This window comes from Streptococcus sp. zg-86 (assembly GCF_017639855.1).
Taxonomy (GTDB): Bacteria; Bacillota; Bacilli; order Lactobacillales; family Streptococcaceae; genus Streptococcus; species Streptococcus zhangguiae.
On the sequence record NZ_CP072115.1, the window covers coordinates 1,930,443 to 1,949,030 of the forward strand.

Here is an 18,588-nt window from a genome sequence, read left to right on the forward strand (position 1 = left end):
TTTCTGTTTCTAAAAGTACATACAAACTAAAAAGCCACTATTTTCTCGACACTTTTAGCTCGTATTCAATTCCTTTCTTTAGATAGTAAGCCCATAAAGAGCGAGGCAATAGTAGGAGTTTTTGTACGGAGATGCTGGCATCTACAAAAAAACTATCTTTTTGGCACTGGCCGTAGCCCGGGTTCAGTTCCTTTCTGTTTCTAAAAGTACATACAAACTAAAAAGCCACTATTTTCTCGACACTTTTAGCTCGTATTCAATTCCTTTCTCTAGATAGTAAGCCCATAAAGAGCGAGGCAATAGATTTTTACCCTGTTCCTTACATCCCCATCAACCGTTCTACGATACTAATTTGCGTACTGTCATAATGCTGTCCAAGCATTTTTCGAGATAATTTGTGTATAAGCGTTTCTTTTTCGCATCGCGTGTCAGATACAAGCACAGACATTCGCTACCTTGAACCAGCTTTTCATCGCCAAAATCCTCCTGAAGTAGTTTGTCGAGTTTAGTTTGGGCGATAATGTCATTTGTAAAAACCAAATGAATTCGAGTTCTGTCGTGTGAAGCATCAAAGGGCTGTTCGGCCGCAGCCCTTTCCAATTGCTGGGGCGTTTTGACAATCACCGCCAAATCAGCCCCAATCTTCTCACGTATCACATCGTGAACAGTCTGCTTGATTTCTTCGTCTGACTTCGTGGTCTGTAACACGATATTCCCACTTTGAATATATGTTTTGACTGCTTCGAATCCTACCTCTTGTAAAATTTCTACCAGATAAGACATCTTGGGAATGCGATTTTGCCCTGTCAGCATAGCCACGCAACAGTATAACTTTCTTACTCATACCCCTCCATAACCTTTTCCACTTCCGCCAAAGAAATGCCAAACATCTCAAGGCGTTTCAAGAGTTGCTTGCCATTGGTATAGCCAATACGGAGCTGTTCTCCAAGGTATTCCCTACGCTTGCGACTATCTAAGCCTGCAAGAAAGCCGAAACGAATCAAATCACTCCGTGTGATATCAAAACGAGATTGTTCCTCCGCTACACCTAGCACCTGTGAGAGTGCCCGATCCAAATCCTCAAAAGAAGCATGTTCAATCCCGAGCGATCTTCCCTTGGTTTTAGAACCGGGAACTGCCTCATCTCGATTTAAAAAAGCATGCTTAGCTGTTGGAACAGCTGCCATGATGATCTTTCGAATCCGCTCCCCGTTAAAGTCCGGATCTGTAAAAACAATCACCCCATGTAGGTCATTCAATCGCTTGATCCGCTCAAGATCCTCCTGCGAAATGGCCGACCCTCTTGTTTCATAGGTTTCTACTTCGTAAAACCGTTTGAGATTAGCCGTATCATCTCGACCTTCGACTACGATAATTTCTGCTATTTTCCGCTTCATATCAGTCTTTTAACCCAAACAACTCTTGCGCATTAGCGTAGGTCCTACTTGCCACTTCTTCCACAGACAAGCTACGGAGCTCTGCAATCTTCTCCACCACATAGCGGGTATAGGCAGTACGATTTTCCCTCCCGCGCTTGGGAACAGGAGCTAGATAGGGCGCATCCGTTTCCACTAAAATCTTATCAAGTGGTAAATGAAGCGCAGCTTCTTGGATGTCTGTTGCCTTCTGAAAGGTGACAACTCCTGAAAAAGAAATCGTCATCCCTAGTTCGATAAACTGCTCTGCCATTTCCAAAGAACCAGAGTAAGAATGCATAATCCCACCACGAGGGCCTACCCCCTCACTCTTGATAATCGCATAGGTATCCTCCAAAGCATCCCGAGTATGGACAACAAAGGGAAGGTCTACTTCTTTGGCTAAGGCAATTTGCCGGCGGAATACCCGCTCCTGCACCTCTTTAGAAGCCGTCATCCAATGGTAATCCAAGCCAATCTCACCTAAAGCAATGACTTTTTCATGAGTAAGACTCTCTCGCAAAAACTGCTCCACCTCATCCGTGTAACTAGCTGCTTCTGTCGGATGCCAACCAATGGTCGCATAGACCTGCTCATGGCGCTCTGCTAAGTCTAGGGCACGTTCAATCGTCGGCCGATCAAACCCCACCACATTCATTCGTGTTACTCCCATTTCATGGGCTAAGGCCAATTCTTCCTCAATACACCCTTCAAACTCTTCCACATTTAAGTGGGTATGGGTGTCAAAAATCTGAATCATCTTTTTCTCCTATAATTTTGGTAGTTACCCAATCATATTCTTTCTTCTTTTTGCTATTTTCTGAAATCATACGAGCACAATCTGCAACCGTCATTGTTAATCCTCGGTCGAAAAAATATCGTTTTAGGCTCACTTCTTTCGCGGTTTCTCTAAGATATAACTGATAGCAAATACTAACAAAATGATGATTTCGATGAAATAATCATACTCATTGATATTCAACAATAAACAACTTATCCACCATTTATAAACTTAAAACATATAAATTTGGTTGCGTTGACAACGTTAGGATAGTGATTATATCAGGGTGGAAATACAGTAAGCCGACGATGTTTAAACATAGGATACTTTTGCTGTAGTGGTATGGTGGAAATATTAAGACCGTAGACGCAACATTTAGCAATGAAGCTCCGAAGGAGGTTGCTTGCGTCCGCACGACCTCATAACGTATCGAAAAATGCTACTGTTGATAGGAATAGAGTATAAAACCCGCAAACTAGTTTGTTCTATTATATCGCTTTTATTACAAAAAAACCAACAGACTCGAGTTTCTGCTGGCTTTTTTATCGTTTTATTATGCCACTGCAAGCACTTTGCGTCCTTTACGACGACGAGCTGCTAACACGCGACGGCCGTTTTTAGTTGACATACGGTTACGGAATCCGTGTTTGCGTGCGCGACGGATTTTACTTGGTTGAAAAGTACGTTTCACGATGAATACCTCCTCATAGATTTTGTATTCGTTTAGCCGGCTAGTTTTGATCAGTTACTAAACATACCTAACTATTCTATCTGATTCTACTAGCTTTGTCAAGTTATTCTCGCTCAACATTCCTCTAAAATTGGAGAATTTGCTCTCTTTTTATGAAAATCTATCTGAAATACAAGAAATTTTCAGGAAAGATAAAACAAAAAAATAAGAAGCCAAGCACTACTGCTCAACTTCTATTCCCTTTAATCATGTTTTCCGTCAATATCAACAACAACATAGCGATTTGGCTCACTACCTTCTGAATAGCTAGTCAAACCATCCATTTTGGAAATAATGCGATGGATAATTTTTCGTTCGCTACTTGACATTGGATCAGTGTGGTAAGCTTCTTGCTCTTCTAACACCCGCTCAGCTAGCTTTTGAGCGTAGCCTTGTAAGACTTCTGCACGATGTTCCACATAGTCGTTGACATTAATAGTGATATAAAAATTACGTTCATAGCGGTTATAGAGGAAATTTTGCGCCAATAGTTGCAAAGACTTCAAGACCTTCCCGTGATAACCAATGACACGACCTGGCTCGTCTGTGTCAACTTGAAGATTGATGGTTCGGCGATTGTGTGTCGATTCAATGCGCGCTTCCACATCCATGTCGTCCAAAATTTCTTGGATATAGTCCGAAACTTCTACAACTACTTGATCAATATCGTATTGTTGCTCAACCTTAATATCCAAATCTTCAAAACTTGTCGTCTCCGTTTCAGCGGCTGTTTGGTCAACTAAGTCCTCATCTTTGATAATTTCAATGCGACCTGTTTCCGCTAAAATCGTCTTAGGATCCTTTTTATTCTTTAAGATTTTCTCCTTGACTGCATCTTCCAAGTGTTGACCAGATTTCTCAAATTCTTTCACAGCTGCGACAACCTTGCCAAGGTCAATCGTCGCTTCTGATACACTCTTGACCGGTTCATTCAATTCATTGACTTCACTTGGCACACCACGTACTGCTTTTTGATTAGCCTTGACAACGGTCGTTTCATTGATGACATCAATATCCACCTTTGCAGGCTGTTTTCCAAAACCTAGGAAACCTTTCTTCTCACGGGCAAGTACAGTAATATGCGCTCTTTTGCGAGGAATATTCAACTCTGCCAATCCATTTTGGATTGCTTCTTCAACTGTTGCTCCTGTAAATTTCATCTTCTCTCTCCTAATATCCTATTTCTTTTTGCGTGCTTTTTTCTGAGCTTTGCGAATCTTAGCCTGACGTTCCCGTTCGGCTTCGATTTTTGCTTGACGTTCTGCAATGATTTTAAAGGGATTGTTCAAGGCCAAGATTTGGAAGACTTGGTAGGCATTTGATACCGTCCAGTAGAGGGTAACACCACTTGCTGCTGTAAGGGCAAATACCAAAATGAGCACGGGCATGGCATACATCATAACCGTCATCGCACCATTGCGTTCTGGTGCAGCCTTATTGCTCAACCACATACTCAAGAAAGTAAGGCCAGTAGCCAAAATAGGCAAGATGTAATACGGATCTGTTGCCCCAAGGTTTAGCCAAAGGAAATGGCCAACTCTCAGTTCTGGTACCCTCGTCAATGCTTGATAGAGGGCAAGCAAGATGGGCATCTGGATAAAAACAGGAATCATAGAGGCAGACATTTTAACGCCATTGTCCTTATAGAGCTTCTGAGTAGCTTCTGTCAGAAGTTGTCTACTCTCTAAATCTTTTCCTGGATACAACTCTTGAAGAGCTCGTAACTGGGGTTGCAATTCCTGCATTTTCCGAGAAGAAGTCATCTGCATTTGGAAAAGTGGCAAGAGTAAAGTCCGAACGAGAATGGTAAAGAGGATAATCCCTATTCCCAATTGTCCATTAATTGACAATAACTGAATGATACTTGCAAACCAATAAATCAGTCGTTCCCAAGCATCGGTCGATTGGCTGGTTACATCTCCTCTGCCACAAGCTGTCAGTAAGAGCAAGGACAGGGTGAGTAAGCTCGCCCATTTAATGTTCTTTTTCAAGCGAAACACCTTCCTGGTATAAATTAGCTAGTTTCAAAACATGTAGAAGATTCTGTTTTATTTCGTGATAGGATAGATTTTCTACCCCTTTACGAGCAATGACTACAAAATCATCCGTTGCTAGATAAGGAGCGCTTTCTATCAAAACATGCCGGATTTTACGTTTAATTTTATTCCGCGTTACTGCATTTCCCAATTTTTTACTGACAGATAAACCGACTCGGAAATGCGCTTGTTCTTTCGCTAATCGGTAGACAACAAACTTCCGATTGGCCACATTCTTACCCTGTGTAAAAATATCGTTAAAATCACGTTCACGCTTCACACGATACGTTTTCTTCAAAATCTAACTCCATCTTTCAAAATTACTTCTATTATACCATATTTTTTAAAAAAGCCAATAAACTGCTTAGTTATGCCCTTTCCCATGATTTTTTGCAGATTTTTTTGAAAATTTATGATATCCTATCTTTACCACAAAATCAAAGGAGTAGATCATGACGGAATATTGGAACGCCTACTTAGAGAACGGACAAAAGACAGAGCATATCCTAGAGCGAGGAAAAGCAATCCCTCAAGGCCTCTACCACTTGGTCGTCGAGTGTATTCTGATTCACACAGACGGTAGTATCCTATTCATGCAGCGAGATGACAAAAAGGAATCCTACCCTCATTACTATGAAGCAACCGCAGGCGGCTCTGCTGTGCTTAACGAAAGTCCTGAAACAGCTATCCTACGTGAAGTGGCAGAAGAAACCGGAATCCATTTACAGGCTAGTCAGCTCATTCATTACCACCACTTTGTGGCCCACGATGACCAGTGTATCTTTGACCTCTACTGGGCAAAGGTTGACGCTAAAAAAGATATTATTACTGTCCAGAACGGAGAAACAAGCGATTTCGTCTGGGTAGCACCAGCCGACCTTCCAAACTTTTTAGAAACTCAACCCATCATCCCACGGCAAAAGGAGTATGTCGAGCAGTTGATTTTAGAAAAAGAATAATCCCAATACGAGCAACAGACTGATGAGACCGTGGACAACAAAATGAGATAGGTGCATCTGACCAAAAACAAATTTTCCTACTAAGGGACGAATGAGCCAAGCCAGTAAGACACTAACTACTAGTAAGCCCTGTACAAGAGTCTGATGAAAAGACAATATAACTGATCCCAGAAGAGCAACGAAAGCCACTACCATTGGCAGAGCATACAAGAGTCGCCAAAGTACAGAAATCCGCTCTTTCATCCATAAAGCTACCAAAAATGGCAAGGTAACATACAAGAAAATCAAAAACTGAAACATCTCTTTCCTCCTTGTTCACCATTAAAACATATAGGCTGAACTCAAGTCCAACTTCCTTTATCAAAGCTAGTAAAACAGATTGACGCAGTGGTTGATTGGTATCTTTATTCGCTTTTTAAGCTCCAAAGATAACCTAATCAACTGTGCGGGGGTGAGAATACGAACTCTATTTAACATTTTTGAGTTCTTTCTCACTCCCCCTGTCAACCCTACTTGAAAGGAGTTCCATGAAAACTGGACAAATCACTCAAACCTACAAGATTAGCCGAGATACCCTTCGATTCTATATTAAGAAAGGATTGCTCATGCCAACTATCCAAGAAGGACAATATAGCTGGAGCGAGCAAGATTGTCAAGAACTTGAAAACATTCTCCAACTACGAGAGCTAGGTCTCTCTATCAAAGCCATTCAACGAATGAAAGAAGTCCATGACACCATGTGTGGCACCAGAGAACAATGGCTCGAAAACCGTCAGGTCCTACAAAAGGAAGTAGCTGAACACAGAAAAATGATTGAGCAATTACAAAAGCAAATCCACAACATGAGCGGATTGATTGAGCAACTCGATAAAAAATTAGCAGAAAGCAAGTAAAGGAACTCGCTTCTTTGATAAAAAATTGTTTCCTAGGTTCCAAGTCTCGCATTTTTTCGTAAAAAATTCTTCACTTCGTTTCTAAGCTGAGCTACTTATATGAAAAATCGGGCACTTTGGTTCTAAGTTGGCTGTTTTTTCATAAAAAATTGCGTACCTTACTTCTAAGCTCGGTTTTCTTCACAAAAAATCTATCACTTCGTTTCTAGGCTAGACTTCTTACATGAAAAACGGATTACTTTGATATGAATAAACAGTATGATAAGAGAGGCTGAACCTGAGTCCAGCCTCTCTTCTGTTATTTTTCAATTGCTGCCAACATATTATCCAAATGCTGAATTGATTTTTCACGGCCGAGCAGATAAATGGTATCTGGTAATTCTGGTCCGTGCATCTCGCCTGAAACAGCGATACGGATTGGCATAAAGAGGTTTTTACCCTTGATACCAGTCTCCTTTTGAACCGCTTTGATTTGTGGGAAGATGTTTTCAGATTTGAACTCTTCCTCGGTCATTGCTTCTAATTTTTCTTTAAAAGCTGTCAGAACCGTCGGAACTGTTTCGCCTGCCATGACTTCTTTTTCAGCCTCTGTCAAAGCTGGAAAATCTTCAAAGAAAAGATCGGTCAATGGCACAATTTCATCAACTGCCTTCATTTGTGGTTTGTATAATTCCACTAATTTTTCAGCCTTATCTGTCAAACGACCTGCATCTGCCAAGAATGGTTTAGCCAGTTCAAAAATCGTTGCAAAATCGGCATTCTTGATGTAGTCATTGCTCATCCAGTCCAATTTCTTCTGATCAAAGGCTGCTGGAGACTTACTGAGACGATTTTCATCAAAGAGCTGAATCAATTCCTCACGAGAGAAGATTTCATCCTCTCCACCAGGATTCCAACCAAGAAGGGCAATAAAGTTAAAGACAGCTTCTGGTAGGTAGCCTTTCTTGCGGTAATCTTCAATAAATTGCAGCGTATTGGTATCACGCTTAGACAACTTTTTACCCGTTTCAGAATTGATAATTAAGGTCATGTGACCAAATGCTGGTGCTTCCCAACCAAGGGCCTCATAGACCATGAGCTGTTTAGGGGTATTGGCAATATGGTCATCCCCACGGATAACGTGGGAAATTCTCATCAAGTAATCATCAATTACAACAGCAAAGTTATAGGTTGGATAGCCATCTTTTTTCTGGATAACCCAGTCGCCACCGATGTTACCACCCTCAAATTCAATCTCACCCTTGACCATATCTGTCCATTTATAGATACCAGCTTCATTTACAGCTAGACGAACGGTCGGAATGATGCCTGCCGCCTCACGTTCTGCAACATAAGCCGCTTTTTCTTCAGCTGACATCCCAAGATACTCATTGATATAGCGCGGCGTTTCACCGGCTGCTTCTTGGCGCTCACGCTCAGCTGCTAATTCTTCCTCGGTAACATAAGACTTGTAGGCTAAGCCTTTTTCCAACAACTCATCGACATATCGTTGGTAAATTTCAAGACGCTCTGACTGACGGTATTGTTCGTGGGTTTCTGGACTTTCATCCCAATCAATTCCCAACCACCGTAGATTTTCCAGCTGCGAACGCTCCCCGTCTTCGACATGGCGCTTACGGTCCGTGTCCTCAATCCGAATCAAAAAGGTTCCGCCATGGTGACGAGCATACAAATAGTTAAAGAGCGCCGTCCGCGCATTTCCGATATGTAATAGCCCTGTTGGACTTGGTGCGTAACGCACACGAATAGGTTTTGTCATTTGCTATAAGCTCTCCTTGTCAAAATTCAATACCACCATTATAGCACATATTCCCTGCTTTGAGCCAAAAAATCAGCCGCAAGGGCTGATTTCTTATAAGCTGATAATTTCAAGGGTCGAAAATGCCAAGTCAGCTTTGACCACGAGTTTCTTGTCAAATACGGTAGGAGGAGATACCTGCTGAATACTGCTAAAAGCCTTATCTGCTTTGACTTGCACCAGCCAAGTAGCTGGCACGTAGAGTCGAACAGTTGAAAATGCAGCATCCACTTCAAATACCGCCTCCTCACCAGCCATGACAGCATTGTCAAAGTAAATCGTCGCACTACCAAAAGCGACATCAATCGTGTCACGTACAAAATTTGTGTCGTGAATGTAACGGGTTGAGCTACCAAAGGCTACACTGTCTTCGTCTTCGACCATAGCTTCTTTTCCACCACTTGCGACAGACTTGAAATCTCCCAAAAAGCGAATATTTCTCCGCTTGGGCTTAAAGAGAATGTGACAACCCAGACAGGCCAAAATAGCACCGACAATGATTGTCTTGGTATCCACCACTAAAAAATGATACTGCTTGTTCAGCAAGATAAACAACCAAGTTCCAAAGAAGAAACTATCGTACAATCTTCTCCTCACCAGACCATTCACCAAGCCTGCTACCAACACGACAAGCCAGACTATTTTCCAAATTGAAAAATCAAACCGTGGCAAATAGTTTTGAAACAAGACCAAGCCTGACAAGGTTAACAAGCCAATTCCCAATACATACTTTTTCATAGGACTACCTCAATTCCTGTAATCTTTCTTTTAATAACTGATAATAATGCCGTGAAACATGAACCACCTTGTGCGTATCCGCAAATCGAATCCGACTGGTTCCCGAAAAGGATTTATCAAGTGAGTACACCGATCGTACATTCGCAATACTGGACTTTGAAATCCGACAAAATGTAATCGGTAAGATCTCTTCTAGTTCATACAGCTTTAATTTTACCTCGTAGGCATCCGTCTTTGAATGGGCAAAAATCTTCGCACCATCTGTTTCGAAGAACAAGATTTCTTCCAGCTTGACAAAATACTCACTCGATTCCTTATAAAAAACCAAGGACGGCTGATTCATCTTTGACAAAAGGCTTTGTATCTGGTTTACCTGATCGGTCAGATTCGCAGCCCGGATGACCACTTCGACATCATCAAGGCCATCATCTAGTTCAATCCGTATCTTCATAACTCCCTCCTTATTTTTTATACAGATTATTATAACAGGATTCACTTCAAACACAATACCAATTCAGTAACTGGTCCATTTTCACCACTAAGTGGTCATAATCTTCAAGGAAAATAAAAAAGAAGAACCTGCCCGCAATTCAGCATGGCATTTCTTCCCTTCTTTTTAATCGTCTAATGGCATTCTGGTGGCCTGATAATATGGTTGCAAGGTTGCAAAGGCTTCTCCTAACTGAGATAGGACTGCTTCGATAGAGGCTGCCTCTGTCAAATCCACATCCACCTTGACCAAGACCTTACGAATCTTATCTTGAGCTAGCTGCTCAAGTAATAAGGCACGATTGGCTTCTGTCCCTGCTACTCGTCTGCTTTCACCATTTTCCTGTACCATATAATAAAGAGAGTCTGTTATTGCGACTTGTAAGACTTGATTTTGCTTGGCTAGACTTTGCTCATCTTTTTTGCGCTCCACAAAACTCACCTCTACTGAGATACCATAAGCTCTTTGATCCCCATACAACCGTAAGGCAAACATCGGCTCGCTGACAGCTCCTTCTGCTTGAAAATAGGTCCAAAAATGAGGCCTTGCAATCTGGGCTTGGTTCATCCATTGGCTCGTACGGTGCATGTCTAAATGTGGTTGAAACCGATGAAAAGCCTGGGCTAGTTGCTGAAATTCCTTACGTGCAGTCTGAGCTACTATTTTCATTTCAAGCATACTGGTACGCAATTCTCCTGCCTTTTCAGGTGCCATATATTTGTCCCCTTGGTAGGAAAGAAAAGCTGCTAGAGCAGGAAATAAGGTCATACAAACTCCTTTATTCAATCCACTATCTATTCTACTTATCCGCAGATGTTACAAAAATGCATCCAATAAAGTGGTTTTTCCGCCACCATCTCCACCACCTGTGATAATATGGCTTCCGATGACTTGAGCAAAGGTTTCAATGTTTAAGCTCTGAACGTAGATTTCACCGTAGCCCGTAAAGGTATTGACCACGCCTTCGCCTGTACCGATAGACTGCAAAAAGCCATTTTCAAGATGAATATCATAGTTCAACTCTCTACTCCAAGCAACGACATGGGCATTGTCAATCGTGATACTTCCTCCGTGTAGTTCCAATTTTTTAATCGAACCAAAGGCATTCGCAAGTAGAGTTCCTTGTCCTTCTGTTGTCATCACGAAGAAACCACCTTGTCCACCAAACAAGGCACGCCCTACACTTTGACGCTCCATTTTATACTGGGCAGATCCATCAAGGGCTAAAAAGGCACCGTCATTCAAGCAATATTGCTTGGTACCCAATTCAAGTGCAATGACTTGACCTGGCATAGAGGGTGCAAGGGCTAGCTTGCCGTCATCAGCGCTTGAAATAGCTTCTGTGATAAACATTGACTCGCCAGATGTCATAGAGCGACCAATGGCTCCCATGAGCTTCCCAAGACCAGAGCCACCACGCGCATTCAGCTTGGTGTTTAAGGTTACACTCGGTGTATGATAGACCATGCTTCCCCGCTGAATATAGGCTGTTTCCCCTCTTTCTAGGGCAATTTCAACAAGCGGAAATTGCATATTGCTATCAATAGTATAGTTCATTCGATTATCAGGCATTGTAAGGCCTCCTTTTGTATCGTTTATTTAATACAAGTATACACTTTTCCTCAAAACCTGTCAAGCCTGATAGCAGATGAATTTTCCATTTTCATTGAATACGCGCATCACACCCTCATGACAATATAGTGGATTGAGAAAGGAATAGGACAAGGCAAGGAGCTGCAGATAGAACTGGCGTTAATTGAGGATTACTCCATAATCCCTATTTCAAACCTTCAACAGTCCACTGGACCGTTCTTAACGATGTCCTAATCTTTAGAACCCGTATTCATAAGCGAAGTCATTCTAAGCGGGAGCTTATTTTACGATAATCAAGGCACTTTTTTGAAGGAATACTGACTGTATTTCGAAAAAAAGCAACGATGAGCAGCTAAAAATAAGCCTTGAATGTTGCTGAGCTGTGAATACAGGTTCTTATTCAATTCACTAGACAACTTCTGTCATACGCCCCGTATCAACATCATAAACTGCACCAGAGATGATAATATCCTCTGGAATCAAAGGAGATTGCCGCAACAAGTTCATATCCTCACGAACACTCTCTTCTACATCACTAAAGGGCAAAAAGTCCTGATGAGACACATCTACACCTAGGATTTCCTGCAAGTCCGCTTGAAAACTCTCGTTGGTGAAGGTTTGCGCACCGCAATCCGTATGATGTAGCACCACAATTTCCCGAGTACCTAGTTGTTGTTGGGAAATGACTAGCGAGCGAATCATGTCATCTGTCACACGACCTCCAGCATTCCGCAAAATATGGGCATCTCCAAGCGCTAATCCCAAGGCTTGTGCCACGTGGAGCCGCGAATCCATACAGGTCACAATCGCTACCCTGGTCTTTGGTTTCAAGGGCAAATGGTGTGTCCCATGCAAATCCACATAGGCTTGATTGGCTTTCATAAACTGTTGAAAATAAGACATAAACATTCCTTTCCTAACTCATTTTTCATACTAGACTATCATTTTGCCTTGCATTTGTCAGCCATGGGGCTTCGTAAGGCAGATTTTTACTGTTACTTCCGAATAGGTAAGAAAAGCAAAAAGCTAGCCATTTCATGTGAAAGACTAGCATTCTCTTTCCATACAGTTTTAATAATCGTTTAACCAAACACTTTCTTCAGCACTTCGCCGATTGTAGTCACTCCAACAATCTCAATTCCTACTGGAATTTCAAGACCAACAAGAGAATTTTTGGGAGCATAAATTTTAGTAAAACCTAACTTGGATGCTTCATTGATTCGTTGTTCAATGCGGTTGACACGGCGAATTTCACCGGTCAAGCCGATTTCACCGATAAAACACTCTTGGGGATTGGTTGGCTTATCCTTGTAACTAGAAGCAATTGCAACCGCAACCGCCAAATCAATCGCTGGCTCGTCTAGCTTGACCCCCCCAGCCGACTTGAGATAGGCGTCTTGGTTTTGGAGCAATAAACCCGCACGTTTTTCCAAGACCGCCATGATAAGACTAGCCCGATTAAAATCAAGCCCTGTTGTCGTCCGCTTGGCATTACCGAACATGGTTGGTGTCACCAAGGCTTGTACTTCTGCTAAAATAGGGCGTGTGCCTTCCATCGTAACGACAATGGCTGATCCGGTCGCACCATCCAAGCGTTCTTCTAAAAAGACTTGACTGGGATTAAGTACCTCGACTAATCCTGCTGCTTGCATCTCAAATATCCCAATTTCGTTGGTTGAACCAAAACGATTTTTAACGGCACGCAAGATACGGAAGGTATGCTGGCGCTCTCCCTCAAAATATAACACGGTGTCCACCATATGCTCTAGCATCCGAGGACCTGCAAGCGTACCTTCCTTAGTCACGTGTCCTACAATAAAGGTCGCAATGTTGTTGGTTTTCGCAATCTGCATCAGCTCCGCCGTCACTTCTCGCACTTGACTGACCGACCCTTGAACACTTGAAATCTCTGGACTCATAATGGTCTGGATTGAGTCAATAATGAGGAAATCAGGCTGAATCTTCTCAATTTCTGTCCGAATACTTTGCATATTGGTCTCAGCGTAGAGGTAAAATTCATTATCAATATCACCGAGCCGTTCACTCCGCAATTTGATTTGCTCAGCGGACTCCTCACCACTCACATACAGAACGGTTCCTCGACTAGCTAATTGAGTCGAAACTTGCAAGAGCAAGGTTGATTTGCCAATCCCTGGATCCCCACCAATCAAGACGAGACTCCCTGGCACCACGCCACCACCTAAAACACGGTTGAATTCTGCCATATCTGTCTCAGTTCGAGCAACATCGATTGACGTTACTTGATTGAGTTTAACGGGCTTGGTCTTTTCACCCGTTAAAGAAACACGGGCATTTTTGACCTCAGCGACCTCAATTTCCTCTACAAAAGAAGACCATGCACCACAATTGGGACAACGGCCCAAATATTTGGGAGAATGGTAGTCACAATTCTGACAGACAAAGGTTGCTTTTTTCTTTGCCATACTTAGTTCCCCGTTGAGCCGAAACCACCTGTACGTGTCCCAGTTGCTTCGTCACCATCTGCCAATAAAAAGGGCGCAAATACAGCTTGGACAATCCGCTCTCCAACTTCAAGTACGACTGGTTTGTCCGTAATATTTTGCATTTGGGCAAAAATATGACCTTCATTACCTGGATTTCCATAGTAATCACCGTCAATCACACCAACCGAGTTAATCAAGACCAAGCCTTTCTTACGAGGATTGGACGAACGGTCATAGAGATAAAGAACTTCTCCTTGTTGCATATAGGCTTTCACACCTGTCGGTACTAGTTTAATCTCACCAGGTGCAACTTCCACGCGCTCTGCCACCTTCAAATCATAGCCTGCTGCATGGGCTGTTTCCCGCTTTGGCAGTAAGTTCTCATCTGTAAATTGTGATACTAATTCAAAACCACGTTGTCTCATGTCTGTCTCCTCAGTCTAATTATCATTTACCATTATACTATATATTCGGATTTCTATTCACTTTTGACTACAAAATATCACAATAAGAAAGATTTAACTATAAATAATTCTTCAAAATAGTAGTCTTTGTTGTGATTGTTTACATTTTGCTCTTTCTTTGATATAATATATAAACCGGTTTACTATATAAATTTAATGATACAAACACAGGAGCTTATTATGACTAAAACAACTAAAACTATCTTGTCAAAAAAGAGGATTGTCTACCTATCCGCTGTGGCTTTAAGTGGTCTGTTCCTTACAACATATCCTTATCCTGTCATAGCAGAGGGGGTTGATGAAAATCCCACCACCTCTATCACTCAACCCAGTGGCAACCTTCTGACGAATGGAGATTTCACAGCTACAGAAAACCAAACTGACCCATGGACTGGTTCTAAGGCCAGTGGATGGTCAGCTTGGATTGACAAAAACTATATCAACTCCTCTCCTTCACGTCAAATTTTGGCAGATGACAATAGTGTTATCATTGCTAGTGATGAACCCTTACGTGCTGTGGTTCACCAAACTGTCCAAATTGATCCTTCTAAAAAATATATTCTCCGTTTTAAAATAATGACTGAGGATAAAACTGGTACAGCTTTCGTCAGGATTCTTGAAGGAGAAGGTGCTAATAAAAATCTCTCTCATTCTCCAAAAGTAACAGGTACCAATGACTGGCAAACTATTGAACAGGAATACCGGCCTATCCCCAGTGCAGACAAGGTCAAAATCGAGTTATTTTATGAAACAGGAATTGGTATTGTCGCTTTCAAAGATGTAGAATTGGTCGAAAAATTAGAGACAACCGTCTCCAGAACAACTTCCGAGGATACCTTAGAAAAGGCAATTCATCTCCCATTGAACAAAAAACATATTTTACAGAGTAGTCCCTACCGCTACGAAGTTGAGGACCCCTCCATCGCCTCACTAACAGGTAACATTCTAAAGCCTATCAAACAAGGAAATACAACCGTACATGTCTATAAAGAACAAGAACTGATTCAATCCATTCCGATTACTGTCTCACCTTCTACCGAAGATAAATATACACAACTTCTGCATGACTGGAACAATATGATTGTAGGAAATCCATTTTTTGATCCTAACAATCCACATATGGCTGCTTTCAATACTGAATTGGAGGAGAATGTCACAAAACATCTCACTACCATCTCCTCAGACCAAGATCAAACCTCTCTCTGGCCAGATTTGTCCGATTATCAAAAATCTGCGACCATTACAGCAACCTATCGGAGGCTGGAGGAAATGGCTAAGCAAGTCACCAATCCCCATTCAAAATATTACCAAGATGAAACCGTGATTCGGACAGTTCGGGCTTCACTCGATTGGCTTGATAAATATGTCTATAACTCTTCTAAAGAAATCGTAGGAAATTGGTGGGATTATGAAATTGGTACTCCTCGAGCAATCAACAATACCCTCTCACTCATGCAAGATTATTTCTCAGACGAAGAAATCCACCGCTATACAGATGTGATTGAAAAATTTGTTCCACATTCCGACCAATTCCGCCAGACCACTAATAACCCATTTAAAGCTTTGGGTGGAAATCTAGTGGATATGGGACGTGTCAAAATTATTGCTGGGCTCTTACGCAAAGACGAAACAGAAATTTCAGAAACAATTCGCTCTATCGAGCAAGTCTTTTCCTTGGTTGACAAGGGAGAAGGATTCTATCCAGACGGCTCTTATATTGATCACACAAATGTAGCTTATACAGGCGCTTACGGAAATGTTCTGATCGATGGGCTCTCTCAGCTCCTTCCTATTATCCAAAAAACCGATACACCTTTGGCAGACGAAAAATTACAAGTCATGTATCATTGGATTGACCACTCATTTCTTCCGTTAATCATTCACGGAGAACTGATGGATCTCAGTCGCGGACGTTCCATTAGCCGTACAAATAGCAATGATCATGTTGCAGCTATCGAAGCTCTGCGTGGTATTCATCGAATCGCTGTGATGTCTGATGACGCGACCAAAATGCGTCTAAAATCGGCGATAAAAACCATTGTACAATCTGATACCTTCTATGATAGTTTTCACAATTTGAAAACCTATCGTGATATTCGACTGATGGAAGAATTATTAAACGATAGTAGCATCCCAACTTCTACACGTAGTAGCTATCTGTCTGCCTTTAACAAGATGGATAAACTAGCTTATTACAATGCTGATAAAGACTTCGGATTTGGCCTCTCCATGTTCTCAAGTCGTACAAAAAACTACGAGGGGATGAATAAGGAAAATCGAAAAGGTTGGTATACTGGGGACGGTATGTTCTACCTTTACAACGGCGACCAAAGTCATTACAGCAACAACTACTGGCCAACTGTTAATCCTTACGCCCTACCCGGAACAACAGAGACTTCTGGCATTCGAGAAGATGATTCTGGACAAGTGATTCTTCCTTCAGGCTTTGTAGGCATCAATAAATTAGACGAACAAAACGCAGCTGCAGCGATGGAATTCAGCAATTGGAATACAACGCTCTCTGCTCACAAGAGTTGGTTTGTATTCAAAGATAAAGTTGCTTTCTTGGGTAGCGCCATCAAAAACACGTCAGGAGACGTAGCCTCTACAACGATTGACCAACGAAAGAACGAGCCTACTAATCCATATACTATTTATGTCAATAATCAACCTGAAATGATTTCAGATCAGGACCGAGAATACAAAGATACTAGAAGCATCTTTCTAGAATCCAGAGACTCCAATCGAAATATCGGGTATTTCTTCTTTAAAAAGGCAACTATCTCCATGATGAAACGCCTACAGGATGGAACATGGAAAGCTATCAACCAGTCTCAAACAGACACACCTGTTCAAAACGAATTTATAACTATTCACCAAGCACACACAGTAGACAATGATTCCTACGCTTACATGATGATTCCGAATGTCACACGGGAAGAATTTGAACGCTTATCTGCATCATTAGAGAATGGGCTTTGGGAAAATAACGAAACAACTCAAATCGTCTATGACACAACGCAAGGTATATGGGGAATTGTAAAATACGATGATTCCGTTACCACTATCTCAGATCAATTTCAGGTCTTTAAACGTGGAATGTATATGATTCGAAAAGAAGTTAGTGGCTATACGGTATCCTACTATAATCCAGAGACACAAGAATCTGCACCGACAGAGGAGGTCTTCAAGGAACTTATCCCTACGGCATCCAGCTCAGTAACTTCTACCTCCTCTCCCCTATCTACAAACACTTCCACCATTTCTTCTATAGCAACAAACTCCCTCCCTACTCAGCCCCTGACATCAGATACCTCCTCTTCTGATTCCCGGCAAATAGAATCTCCTACAAGTTCTACAACCAAGACAACAACTTCCCTCTCATCAGACCAAACTCAACAGAATTCTGGTACTATTCAGAAAAAAATTCTCCCTAAAACTGGAGAACTGACATCTCTAGCACTCATAGTCCTTGGACTAGTGACAGGAATCTTTAGTTTGAAATGGCTCAAACATAAATCATAACATATAATAAGGTTGGGTACCTTTTCCCAACCTTATTATATTATGTGACTTTCAGTCCGTCTCGTTCCAAAAATGCGAGACAAATAAACTGCCCGTTTGACGGATGATCATGATTTTATCGTTTAAACGGTTTGACACAATCGTTAAAAATCCTAATAAAACAACACCATGCTTACTAAATTCCAACAAGTCGGAGATTAATAGCTTATTTCTGAGCCTAGAAAATAGAGAGTGAAGGCGCATCAACATCTCGTCTAGTGATGTCTACCTCCTAAAGCCTCAAATAATCTAAATATATACTATATATTCGCAAAAAATGAGGAAAAAGGGATAGCAAGAAAAAATTATGGTATACTAAAACTAATAAGTATTCTCATTACAAAAAGGAGGCCTCCCATGAAAGCATTGATTCGTCCTGCTATTGCTAGTTGTATCCTCATCTGGCTCTTTGACCTAGCCATGGTCATTACCTTTTATCAGGCACCAAGTTTCTACATCAATCACCACCAGTTACTCTATTCTATTTTTCTCATCTTGCAGCTCTACTGCATCATGTTGACTGTCTATGGAATTGTGAAAAAGTTGGTCACTCTTCCCCTAGTCTCCTTTGCAACCTTCATTTTCAATGCCCTCTCCATTTTCGGCTACATCCTCTTGGTGATGCTCGTGGGGTAAAGACAATTTAGCGGTTTAAAAACAGC

At 41.7% G+C, this 18,588-nt stretch carries 19 protein-coding genes and 1 pseudogene; 4 read left to right on the forward strand and 16 right to left on the reverse strand.

Features of this window, described 5'->3' with window-relative positions:
* Window positions 1–339: 339 nt before the first annotated feature.
* The 7 genes and pseudogenes from J5M87_RS09000 to rnpA all read right to left on the reverse strand — a co-directional run bounded on the left by J5M87_RS09000 (window position 340) and on the right by rnpA (window position 5,260).
* Window positions 340–844, reverse strand: a pseudogene (locus J5M87_RS09000) (DUF1697 domain-containing protein).
* A complete protein-coding gene (gene rnmV / locus J5M87_RS09005; RefSeq protein WP_154607526.1) occupies window positions 837–1,397 on the reverse strand; it encodes a ribonuclease M5 in 561 nt (186 codons plus the stop codon). Before rnmV ends, J5M87_RS09000 begins: the two are co-directional and overlap by 8 nt.
* Window position 1,398: 1 nt before the next feature.
* Window positions 1,399–2,172 (reverse strand): TatD family hydrolase, encoded by a 774-nt coding sequence (locus tag J5M87_RS09010; protein ID WP_280113867.1) that lies wholly within the window; start codon window positions 2,170–2,172, stop codon window positions 1,399–1,401.
* Window positions 2,173–2,749: 577 nt separating this feature from the next.
* Complete coding sequence (rpmH, locus tag J5M87_RS09015; RefSeq protein WP_018368178.1) at window positions 2,750–2,887, reverse strand: 50S ribosomal protein L34; 138 nt, start codon at window positions 2,885–2,887, stop codon at window positions 2,750–2,752.
* A 242-nt stretch (window positions 2,888–3,129) separates the two neighbouring features.
* Complete coding sequence (gene jag, locus J5M87_RS09020) at window positions 3,130–4,086, reverse strand: RNA-binding cell elongation regulator Jag/EloR (RefSeq protein WP_154607529.1); 957 nt, start codon at window positions 4,084–4,086, stop codon at window positions 3,130–3,132.
* An 18-nt stretch (window positions 4,087–4,104) separates the two neighbouring features.
* Window positions 4,105–4,917, reverse strand: coding sequence for a YidC/Oxa1 family membrane protein insertase (locus J5M87_RS09025; protein ID WP_154607530.1), 813 nt, complete (start codon window positions 4,915–4,917; stop codon window positions 4,105–4,107).
* Window positions 4,901–5,260, reverse strand: a complete 360-nt coding sequence (rnpA, locus tag J5M87_RS09030) for a ribonuclease P protein component (protein WP_067087108.1) — start codon at window positions 5,258–5,260, stop codon at window positions 4,901–4,903. The genes J5M87_RS09025 and rnpA overlap by 17 nt, the downstream gene beginning before the upstream one ends.
* A gap of 154 nt (window positions 5,261–5,414) precedes the next feature.
* Here rnpA and J5M87_RS09035 point away from each other — a divergent pair, with 154 nt between their 5' ends.
* Window positions 5,415–5,921: an NUDIX hydrolase gene (locus tag J5M87_RS09035; RefSeq protein WP_154607531.1), complete on the forward strand. Its 507-nt coding sequence runs from the start codon at window positions 5,415–5,417 to the stop codon at window positions 5,919–5,921.
* On the opposite strand, the gene J5M87_RS09040 is transcribed toward J5M87_RS09035, so the two are convergent.
* Complete coding sequence (locus J5M87_RS09040) at window positions 5,907–6,221, reverse strand: hypothetical protein (RefSeq protein WP_154607532.1); 315 nt, start codon at window positions 6,219–6,221, stop codon at window positions 5,907–5,909. The two genes, J5M87_RS09035 and J5M87_RS09040, sit on opposite strands and share 15 nt — an antisense overlap.
* 227 nt (window positions 6,222–6,448) lie before the next feature.
* On the opposite strand from J5M87_RS09040, the gene J5M87_RS09045 reads away from it, so the two are divergent.
* Window positions 6,449–6,814, forward strand: a complete 366-nt coding sequence (locus J5M87_RS09045) for a MerR family transcriptional regulator (RefSeq protein ID WP_154607533.1) — start codon at window positions 6,449–6,451, stop codon at window positions 6,812–6,814.
* Between the two features lie 298 nt (window positions 6,815–7,112).
* Here the strand turns inward: J5M87_RS09045 and gltX are convergent, their stop codons facing one another.
* The 8 genes from gltX to J5M87_RS09085 all read right to left on the reverse strand — a co-directional run bounded on the left by gltX (window position 7,113) and on the right by J5M87_RS09085 (window position 14,323).
* Window positions 7,113–8,573: a glutamate--tRNA ligase gene (gltX, locus tag J5M87_RS09050; protein ID WP_154607534.1), complete on the reverse strand. Its 1,461-nt coding sequence runs from the start codon at window positions 8,571–8,573 to the stop codon at window positions 7,113–7,115.
* 93 nt (window positions 8,574–8,666) lie between these two features.
* The gene (locus J5M87_RS09055; RefSeq protein WP_154607535.1) at window positions 8,667–9,350 is read right to left on the reverse strand and encodes a LiaF transmembrane domain-containing protein; all 684 of its coding nucleotides are present in this window, start codon (window positions 9,348–9,350) and stop codon (window positions 8,667–8,669) included.
* 4 nt (window positions 9,351–9,354) lie between these two features.
* Window positions 9,355–9,801 (reverse strand): LytTR family DNA-binding domain-containing protein, encoded by a 447-nt coding sequence (locus J5M87_RS09060; protein WP_154607536.1) that lies wholly within the window; start codon window positions 9,799–9,801, stop codon window positions 9,355–9,357.
* A gap of 165 nt (window positions 9,802–9,966) precedes the next feature.
* Entirely contained in the window at window positions 9,967–10,608 is a 642-nt protein-coding gene (locus J5M87_RS09065; protein ID WP_154607537.1) for a ribonuclease P, read from the reverse strand.
* Window positions 10,609–10,656: 48 nt separating this feature from the next.
* On the reverse strand, window positions 10,657–11,412 hold the full coding sequence (locus tag J5M87_RS09070) for a TIGR00266 family protein (RefSeq protein ID WP_154607538.1): 756 nt from the start codon (window positions 11,410–11,412) through the stop codon (window positions 10,657–10,659).
* A gap of 429 nt (window positions 11,413–11,841) precedes the next feature.
* Window positions 11,842–12,336: a beta-class carbonic anhydrase gene (locus J5M87_RS09075; protein ID WP_067087142.1), complete on the reverse strand. Its 495-nt coding sequence runs from the start codon at window positions 12,334–12,336 to the stop codon at window positions 11,842–11,844.
* A 179-nt stretch (window positions 12,337–12,515) separates the two neighbouring features.
* Complete coding sequence (gene radA / locus J5M87_RS09080) at window positions 12,516–13,877, reverse strand: DNA repair protein RadA (protein ID WP_154607539.1); 1,362 nt, start codon at window positions 13,875–13,877, stop codon at window positions 12,516–12,518.
* Between the two features lie 2 nt (window positions 13,878–13,879).
* Window positions 13,880–14,323: a dUTP diphosphatase gene (locus J5M87_RS09085; RefSeq protein WP_154607540.1), complete on the reverse strand. Its 444-nt coding sequence runs from the start codon at window positions 14,321–14,323 to the stop codon at window positions 13,880–13,882.
* Window positions 14,324–14,542: 219 nt separating this feature from the next.
* Here J5M87_RS09085 and J5M87_RS09090 point away from each other — a divergent pair, with 219 nt between their 5' ends.
* Together J5M87_RS09090 and J5M87_RS09095 are read left to right on the forward strand one after the other, a co-directional pair.
* Window positions 14,543–17,887 (forward strand): polysaccharide lyase family 8 super-sandwich domain-containing protein, encoded by a 3,345-nt coding sequence (locus tag J5M87_RS09090; RefSeq protein WP_154607541.1) that lies wholly within the window; start codon window positions 14,543–14,545, stop codon window positions 17,885–17,887.
* 396 nt (window positions 17,888–18,283) lie between these two features.
* Window positions 18,284–18,562, forward strand: coding sequence for a hypothetical protein (locus tag J5M87_RS09095; protein ID WP_154607542.1), 279 nt, complete (start codon window positions 18,284–18,286; stop codon window positions 18,560–18,562).
* Window positions 18,563–18,588 lie beyond the last annotated feature (26 nt).